This is a genomic window from Leucobacter soli (assembly GCF_042659205.1).
Classification (GTDB): domain Bacteria; phylum Actinomycetota; class Actinomycetes; order Actinomycetales; family Microbacteriaceae; genus Leucobacter; species Leucobacter soli.
This window is the reverse complement of the sequence record NZ_JBHSRW010000100.1, coordinates 1-8496: the sequence shown is the minus strand read 5'-3', so window position 1 is coordinate 8496 and position 8496 is coordinate 1. Positions and strand designations below refer to the sequence as shown.

Below are 8496 nucleotides of genomic sequence, written 5' to 3'. Positions count from 1 at the left end.
AGGGCCGCGCTCGGCCCGGCCGTGCTCGGCCCGGCCCAGTTCGTCGAAGCGGCCGCGGATCTCCGCGCGCAGCTGCTCGAACGCGTGCGAGTCGCGATCCCGCTCGTCGGGGGCCACACCGGGCAGGATCCGGTCGATGCGCCCCGGGCGCGGGCTCATGAGCACGATGCGGTCGCCGAGCGTGATCGCCTCGTCGATGTCGTGGGTGACGAAGAGCATCGTGGTGTGGTTCTGCTCCCACATCTCGAGCAGCGCCCCCTGCATCTGGGTGCGGGTGAAGGCGTCGAGCGCGCCGAAGGGCTCGTCGAGCAGCAGGATCCGCGGCTCCCGCAGGAGGGCGCGCGCGATCGAGACCCGCTGCAGCATGCCGCCCGAGAGCTCCTTCGGGTACGCCTTGGCGAAGCCGCTGAGGCCGGTCATGATCAGCAGTTCGTCGACCGCCGCCCGGACCGTGCGGTTGCGGAGCGAGAGGTTCGCGGCGATGTTTCGTTCGACCGTGAGCCACGGCATCAGCCGGTGCTCCTGGAACACGACCGCGCGGTCGGGCCCCGGCTTCGCGATCCCCGTTCCCTCGAGCTCGATCGTCCCGCCGCTCGGCGCCTCGAGGCCCGCGACCAGCTTCAGCAGGGTGCTCTTGCCGCAGCCGCTCGGGCCGACGACCGTCACGAGCTCGCCCCGGGCGACCGACAGATCGACCGAGCTCAGCGCGTGCACGGCCCGGCTCTCGGAGTGGAATACCTTCTCGACGCCGTGCAGCCGCAGATAGTCCGGCTGGCCCCGCACCGCGGAATCGACCATCAGCGGGCCCCGCGTGCGACCGTGTGGCGGTTCGGCACGTACGGCAGGCCGAGGTTCTCGCGCAGCGTGCCGCCCGCGTACTCGTCCGGGTAGAGCCCGCGCCGGCGCAGCTCGGGGAGCACGAGCGAGACGAAGTCCTCGAGCCCAGAGGTCTGCAACCAGGGGTTCAGCAGGAAGCCGTCGGCGGCGCCGTCGCGGTACCAGTGCTCGAGAGCGTCGGCGACCTCCTCGGGCGTGCCGAAGAAGTCCTCGCGGGGCGTCGCCGCGATCCGGGCGACCTGGCGCAGCGTCAGGTTGTCGCGCTTCGCGAGGTCGCTCCACGACTTCGAGATGCCCTGCATGTGGTTCGCGCCGAGGTGCGACAGGTCGGGGAACGGCCCGTCGAGATCGTAGCCGCTGAGGTCGGCGTAATCGTAGAAGAAGCTCAGCCACTTGAGCGCCTCGGCGTCGTCGGTGTAGCTCAGGATCCGCTCGAACTTGTCCTCGGCTTCGGCCCGCGTCGGAGCGACCACGACGTGGGCGCCCATGAAGATCTTCGTGAGGTCGGGGTCGCGGCCGGCCTCGCCCACGAGGCGTTTGACGTCGCCGTAGTACTCGGCCGCGCCCTCGAAGGTGTTGTTCTTCGCGAAGATCGCCTCGGCGTGCGTGCTGGCGAAGGCCCGCCCCGTCGGGGAGGATCCGGCCTGGAAGATCACGGGATGGCCCTGCGGAGAGCGCTGGATGTTCAGCGGCCCCCGCACCGAGAAGTAGTCGCCCGTGAAGTCCAGCCGGTGCTGCTTCGACTCGTCCAGGTAGACGCGGGTCGCGGGATCCTCGACGAAGGCGTCGTCCTCGTAGCTGTCCCAGAGGCCCTGCATCACGCGCACGTACTCATCGGCCCGCGCGTAGCGCTCGTCGTGCGGCAGGAGCGGCGCGTCGCTGAAGTTCGCCGCCGAGCTCTCCCAGGCCGACGTCACGACATTGATGCCGGCGCGGCCTCCGCTGAGCAGGTCGATCGAGGCGATCTGGCGGGCGACCGTGTACGGGTCGGTGTAGCTCGCCGACATCGTCGCGACGAGGCCGATGTCCTTCGTCTGCACGGCGAGCGCTCCCAGCAGCGAGATGGGCTCGAAGCGGTTGAGGTAGTACGGCTTCGCTCCGGGCTCGACCGAGACGCTGTCGGCGACGAAGACGAAGCTGAACTTCGCCGCTTCGACGATGTCGACGATCTTCGATATCAGGCCGAAATCGACCGCGGCGCCCCGAGGGGTCGCCGGGTCGATCCAGCCGTTGACGGCGTTGCCGGTGGGCTCCAGCAGGAGCCCGAATCGGATGTGATCCCTGCTCATGCCGTGATCAGAGTCCTGCTCGTTCGAAGGCGTCGGTGGCGGCGACCGTGGAGATGTCGACCTCGGTCGCGATCTCGCCCTCGGCGAAGAAGAGATCGGCGACCTGCTGGTACTCGGCGACGAGAGCGTCGTCGAGCGGGAGGTTCAGCGGTCCGCTGACACCGAGGAAGCTCTCGACGACCGCGTAGTCCATGCCGCGATCGTCAGCGATGGCCTGGATCGCCGCCTCCGGCTCCGACTCGAGCCAGTCGATCGCGTCCTGGCGGGCGCCCAGGTAGGCGGCGAGCAGAGCGTCGTTCTCGGCGTGCACCGTGCGGGTGACGAGGGCGCCGGGGATCAGCCCGAGATCCTCGCCGCTGGTCAGCTGACGGCCGTTGCTGTCGTCGATCGCGGTGGCCTGTCCGCTCCAGATGGCCCAGGCGTCGACGTCGCCCTGCAGGAAGGCGTTCTGCGCCTCGTCCGGCTTCAGATCGACGATCTCGAGGTCGCTGCTCGAGAGGCCGGCGTCGGCGAGCGCGCGGACGAGGAGCGCCCAGCCGCTGCTGCCCTTCGCGGCGGCGACCTTCTTGCCCGCCAGCTCGGCGATCGTCTGCGGGCCGTCCGGCGCGACGAAGACGACGTCGCCGCCGCCGGTGGAGGCCGCACCGATCAGGCGGAAGTCGACCCCGGCGGCCACGCCGACGGGGAGGCCCGGGTAGCCGATGTCGGTGAAGTCCAGCTTGCCCGCGGCGATGCCCTCGAGCATCTGCGAACTGGTGCCGAGCGAGGTGTACTCGACCGAGATGCCGAGCTCGCCGAGGCGCTCGTCGAAGAAGCCGCCGACCTTCGCGATCTCGTTCGCGCCGGTCGCGGAGGTCGTGTCGACGAAGATCGTCGTGGGCTGCTCGGTGGCGCCGTCGCCGCCCGTGTCACCCCCGTCGGAGGGTGCCGAAGCGCAACCGGTGAGCGCGAGGGCGAGGCCCGCCGCAGCGGCGATGGCGAGTCGGGTGGTCTTGGCGAAAGCGCGCATGGGGGATCTCCGTGTCGGCGTGAAGGTACCCGTCCAACTTAGAGGAAGAACATCACATGAGCGAATGCGTGCGGTAATCCGGGGTAATGAATGCGGATCACCGGCGGCGCAGCAGCACGATGCCGTCCGCGAGCGTCGCCGTCTCCCCGTCGGGGCCGGTCGCCTCGCGGTCGCGCGTCTCGGCCAGGAGGATCTCCCACTCCGCATCGTCGAGGCCGAGCGACGCTATCTCCTCGTCGGGCGTCGGGAACGAGGGGTGGCCCGGATCCTGCCCGTCGTGCGCGTGCTCGTGCTCGTGTGCGTGTCGCGCCTTCGCCCAGGGCGGCGGAGCGGCGTGGGCGGTGATGAGCAGGTGCCCGCCGGGCGCGACGTGCTCGGCCGCGAGACGCAGGATCCGCTCGCGCGGAAGCTCCACCGGCGAGTGCAGGAAGCTGGCGGAGACGAGGTCGAAGCGCTCCCCCGCGTCGAGCCCGGAGAGATCCGCGACGCGGAAGCCGGCCTGCGCTTCGCCGAGTCCCGCCGGGCGCGCCGCCGCCTCGGCGCGGCCGATCGCGGTCCGCGAGATATCGATCCCGGTGGCCTTCCACCCCTGCCTGGCGAGCCAGACGACGTCGCCGCCCTCGCCGCACCCCAGGTCGAGCGCACGGCCGGGCTCCAGGCTCGCCGCGACATCGGCGAGCACGCGATTCACGCGACCCGACCAGATCCGATCCGATTCGCCGTACCGCTCCTCCCAGTATTCCGCCGGTGCGACCTCGGGCCACGGGCCCGGATCCCCGTCCCCGGCACTCCGCGAATCGTGGACCTCGGACCCCTCGCTGGCCTCGCTGGCCTCGGCCAGCTCGAACTCCTCCTCGACGAGGGCCCAGTTCACCGACGCGCCGGTGAAGGATCCCACGCCCGCCGACATCGGTACGTTCAGGCTCGGATCCACGACGTTCCCGACCGCCCAGATGCGCGGGGCGCTGGTCCGGTATACCGCATCCACCGCGAGGAAGCTGCCCATCGGGGTCTCAGCGCGCTCGAGGCCGAGACCGGCGAGGAAGTGATCGTGGGGCGTCGAGGCCCCGAACGTGAAGACCGCATCGATCTCCGTCACCCCGCCATCCGCGGTGCGGACACCTGTGAGGCGCCCCGCATCCGCGCCGGATCCGCCGCTCGCCTCCCCCAGCAGTTCGACGACCGGGGATTCGATCACGGCGATCCCTCGCGCGCGCAACCGTCGCGTCGTGGCGTCATCGACATCTCCCGCACCGGCGGAGAACAGGGTGACCCGGTCGCTCCACTGCCGCACCAGCTGCACCTGGTGGAGGCTCATCGGCGAGCGCGCGATCACGCCGAGGCTCTGGTCGCGGACTTCCCAGCCGTGGCAGTACGGGCAGTGCAGGACGCTCGTGCCCCAGCGCTCGGCCAGGCCCGGAATGCCCGGTAGTTCGTCGGTGAGCCCGGTGGCCACGATCAACGCCCGAGCACGCAGCTCGGTGCCGTCTCGCAGCGACACCCGCACGACGCCACCGATCCCGGCCTCGGGCTCCGACACCGTCTCGACCTCGCCGTCGACGAACACGCACCCGTAGCCGGCGACCTCGGCCCGCACGCGCTCGAGGTACTCGCCGGGCGGCACCCCTTCGAAGCCGGGCACGCCGTGCATGCGGTCGGCGAAGCGGTTGCGCGGTTGCCCGGCGTCTATCACGAGGACTCGCCGCCGCGCACGGCCGAGCATCAGCGCTGCGGCGAGTCCTGCCGGCCCGCCGCCGACCACGATGACGTCGAGCGGATCCCGCATCGCACCGGTGTCCCGCGCAGCACCGGTGTCCCGCGTCGCCGTTGCGGCAGGAGCCGAACCTGCGGGTGGTGCCGCGATCGATGCGGTGTTCTCGGGCTCTGCCTCGTTCACGAGCGGGGTCTCGGTCATGTCCGGTGTCGCTTCCATGTCGCCAGCAAACCGGTATGAGACCATAATTGCAAATACTTTTGCAGAATTGGCAAACAGGAGGTTCGCGCAATGGATGAACTCGCCCATCTCGGGGAACGGCTGCGCGCCTACCGCCTCGGGCGCGATCTCACGCTCGAGCAGCTGGCCGCGCGCACCGCGGTGTCGATCAGCACCCTCTCCCGGCTCGAGTCGGGCAAGCGTCAGGCCAGTCTCGAGCTCCTGCTGCCGATCACCCGTTCCCTCGGCATCGGGCTCGACGACCTCATCCGACCGCAGGCGCCCGATCCGCGCGTCACCGGAACGGCGGTGCGCCGCGACGGCATGCTGATCGCCCGACTCTCGCCCGAGGGCTCACCCGTGCAGACCTACAAGATCACCTATCCGCCGGGGCGGGAGCTGCCGCGGCTGCGCGTGCACGACGGCTACGAATGGCTGTACGTGCTCTCCGGCCGGCTGCGCCTGCGCCTGGGCGAACGAAATCTGGTGCTGACGCACGGCGAGGCGGCGGAGTTCGACACCCGGATCCCGCACGCCATGTCGGCGGACGGCCGGCGGCCCGCGCAGGTCATCAGCATCTTCAACGACGCCGGGGAACGCATGCACACCCGGCTGGCGCAGGAGACGACGGAAGACCAGACGCCCGAGGCGCAGAAGAATGGGACAACCCCAAGCGAGTGATGTGAGTGCCTGTGGAGCCGAGGGGAATTGAACCCCTGTCCACTTCGATGATTCCATGCCTTCTACGGGTGTAGTTCGTGAAAGCGTTCTACTCGGCCCCGTCCTTTGTCGCGAACACCTAGGACGACAGGCCCAGTCTCAGTGAAAGTCCCGATGCGCCCTGAAACACGACGCATCAGCAAGCCCTCTAAATGACGCCAGGGACCGGGGCGAAGGCGAACCCGGCCTGACGGACTCGGTCTCGTGCTTAGGCAGCGAGAGCGAAGTCGGTGCGCTTAGCGTTGGCACCTATGGTTTGCGACGGGCGTTAACGAGATAACGTCGCGTCCTCGACCCGCTTCTCACAGTCTCAAATCGACGTGTCGAAACCGATCGGCCCCGTGCGAGCCACCCGCAAGCGGGCGCCCTTGGGCATTCACATCACGCGCTGTGGAGTTGTCAAGATCCCGGGAGTACCGGGCCTTACAGTTTAGCACGACAACGGCCCACTGATCCTCCCCCGCCGTGACGGTCGCCGCCGCGGTGCAGTCTGGCCGGCACATCCCTGCCCCACTGCTTTGTCCGCAGTTCGCGCACTCGGCCATGACTCGGGCTGCCGCGCTCGGCCCCATGGGAACCCACTGACGAACGGCCCCCTTCCTGGCGAGCGGCCCCCGTACGCACCGGGAGGAACCGGGCCGCTCGTCAGGAAAGGGGCCACTGGTCAGGAGAGAGACAGGCGGGGACCTCCGCCTGAAGCTCAACGCCGGAGCGCCGACCCCGGAGGCTCAGTCCCGGGGCACGAGCCGCCGCAGCTGCGTCACATGCGCGGGGGTCAGCTCCTCGAGCGAGGCGACCTCGAGCAGCTTCATCGTGCGGACGACCTGCTCGGAGAGGATCGCGATCATGCGGTCGACCCCCTCCCGCCCGCCGGCCATCAGGCCGTAGAGGTAGGCGCGCCCCACAAGGGTGAACTTCGCACCCAGCGCGATGGACGCGACGATATCGGCGCCGTTCATGATGCCGGTGTCGATCACGACCTCGGTGTGATGGCCGACCTCGCGCACGACCTCGGGCAGCAGGTGGAACGGGATCGGGGCGCGGTCCAGCTGCCGGCCGCCGTGGTTCGACAGGATGATCCCGTCGACGCCGAGATCGACGAGCTTCTTCGAGTCCTCGACGTTCTGCACGCCCTTGACCACCAGTTTGCCCGGCCACATGCCGCGGATGACCTCGAGGTCGTCGAACGAGATCGACGGATCCATCGCCGAGTCGAGCAGCTCGCCCACGGTGCCGCCGGTCGTCGACAGCGAGGCGAACTCCAGCTTGGGCGTCGTGAGGAAGTCCCACCACCACCAGGGCCGCGGAATGGCGTTCGCGATGGTACCGAGCGAGAGCTGCGGCGGGATCGAGAAGCCGTTGCGCTTGTCGCGCAGGCGCGCCCCCGCCACCGGGGTGTCGACGGTGAACATCAGCGTGTCGAAGCCGGCCGCGGCGGCGCGCTCCACGAGGCCGTAGGAGATCTCGCGCTGGCGCATGACGTAGAGCTGGAACCAGTTGCGGCCATCGGGGTTGGCCGCCTTCACGTCCTCGATGGAGGTCGTGCCGAGCGTCGAGAGGGTGAACGGGATTCCTGCAGCGGCAGCGGCCGAAGCGCCAGCGGTCTCGCCCTCGGTCTGCATGAGGCGGGTGAAGCCCGTCGGCGCGATGCCGAAGGGCAGGGCGGAGGATCCGCCGAAGATCTCGGCTCGCGTGTCGACGTTCGACACGTCGCGCAGGATCGACGGATGGAACTCCACGTCCTCGAACGCCTGCCTGGCTCGCGCCAGCGAGAGCTCGCCCTCGGCGGAACCGTCGGTGTAGTCGAAGGCGGCCTTCGGCGTGCGCCGCTTCGCGATGTCGCGCAGGTCGTGGATCGTGAGCGCTCGATCCAGCCGCCGCTTGCGGCCGTCGAATTCGGGCTTCTTGAACTGCATGAGCTCGAGGATCTCGCCCGGCTTCGGGAACTGTCGCTTGACCACTCTGGAACCTACCTCGGGAGATATTCGATGACGTCGGATGAACGCGCGACTACGGCGCGGATGGCTTCTGCCTCGCTGCCGACGAGGCCGAGCGCGCGCGCCTGCACGAGCATGTTGCCCATGGCGGTCGCCTCGGTCGGGCCGGCGTAGACGGGCAGGCCGGAGCGGTCGGCGGTCGCCTGGCAGAGCAGCGCGTTCTGCGAGCCACCGCCGACGATGTGGATCACGCCGACCGGCTGGTCCGCGAGTTCGGAGGCGGTTCGCACGGCGTCGGCGAAGGCCTGCGCCAGGCTCTCGACGATGCAGCGCACCACTTCGGCGCGCCCCTCGGGAACGCGCTCGCCGTGCTCCCGGTACCAGGCGGCGATGCGGCCCGGCATGTCGCCCGGCGGCAGGAACGCGGGGTCGTTGACGTCGAAGGTCGGAAGGCCGCTCCCGAGCCGGCCGGCCTCGTCGAGCAGTTCGCCGAGCAGGCTGGAGCGCTGGGCGTCGGTCGCCGAGGGCTCCCAGCCGCGCAGCGACTCCGAGAGGAGCCACAGCCCCATGACGTTGTGCAGGAACCGCACGCGGCCGTCGAGCCCGCCCTCGTTCGTGAAGTTCGCCGCGCGGGCGGCCTCGTCGAGCACCGGGGAGTCGAGCTCGAGCCCGACGAGGCCCCACGTGCCGCAGGAGATGTACGCGAAGTCGGGGCGCGTCGCGGGCACGGCGGCGACCGCGGAGGCGGTGTCGTGCGAGGCCACGGCGACG

7 protein-coding genes and 1 other RNA gene are annotated in these 8496 nt (G+C 69.9%); 1 reads left to right on the top strand and 7 read right to left on the bottom strand.

All coding sequences use genetic code 11. The annotated features are described in order from the left end of the window. The 4 genes from ACFPZL_RS07715 to ACFPZL_RS07700 all read right to left on the bottom strand — a co-directional run. The coding region (locus ACFPZL_RS07715; RefSeq protein ID WP_382335026.1) for an ABC transporter ATP-binding protein at positions 1–798 on the bottom strand (798 nt) is incomplete at its 3' end. Then, positions 798–2126, bottom strand: coding sequence for an LLM class flavin-dependent oxidoreductase (locus tag ACFPZL_RS07710; protein WP_218115928.1), 1329 nt, complete (start codon positions 2124–2126; stop codon positions 798–800). The genes ACFPZL_RS07715 and ACFPZL_RS07710, both read right to left, overlap by 1 nt. A 7-nt stretch (positions 2127–2133) precedes the next feature. Next, on the bottom strand, positions 2134–3135 hold the full coding sequence (locus ACFPZL_RS07705) for an ABC transporter substrate-binding protein (RefSeq protein WP_218115929.1): 1002 nt from the start codon (positions 3133–3135) through the stop codon (positions 2134–2136). 97 nt (positions 3136–3232) lie between these two features. Further along, on the bottom strand, positions 3233–5068 hold the full coding sequence (locus ACFPZL_RS07700) for an FAD-dependent oxidoreductase (protein ID WP_382335023.1): 1836 nt from the start codon (positions 5066–5068) through the stop codon (positions 3233–3235). Positions 5069–5140: 72 nt separating this feature from the next. Here ACFPZL_RS07700 and ACFPZL_RS07695 point away from each other — a divergent pair, with 72 nt between their 5' ends. Next, complete coding sequence (locus ACFPZL_RS07695; protein WP_218115930.1) at positions 5141–5749, top strand: helix-turn-helix domain-containing protein; 609 nt, start codon at positions 5141–5143, stop codon at positions 5747–5749. Between the two features lie 9 nt (positions 5750–5758). On the opposite strand, the gene ssrA is transcribed toward ACFPZL_RS07695, so the two are convergent. The 3 genes from ssrA to ACFPZL_RS07680 all read right to left on the bottom strand — a co-directional run. Beyond that, positions 5759–6129: a transfer-messenger RNA gene (gene ssrA / locus ACFPZL_RS07690) on the bottom strand. Between the two features lie 387 nt (positions 6130–6516). After that, on the bottom strand, positions 6517–7749 hold the full coding sequence (locus ACFPZL_RS07685) for an alpha-hydroxy acid oxidase (RefSeq protein WP_218115931.1): 1233 nt from the start codon (positions 7747–7749) through the stop codon (positions 6517–6519). A gap of 8 nt (positions 7750–7757) precedes the next feature. Then, on the bottom strand, positions 7758–8496 hold a 739-nt coding region (locus tag ACFPZL_RS07680), incomplete at its 5' end, for an FGGY-family carbohydrate kinase (protein ID WP_382335020.1).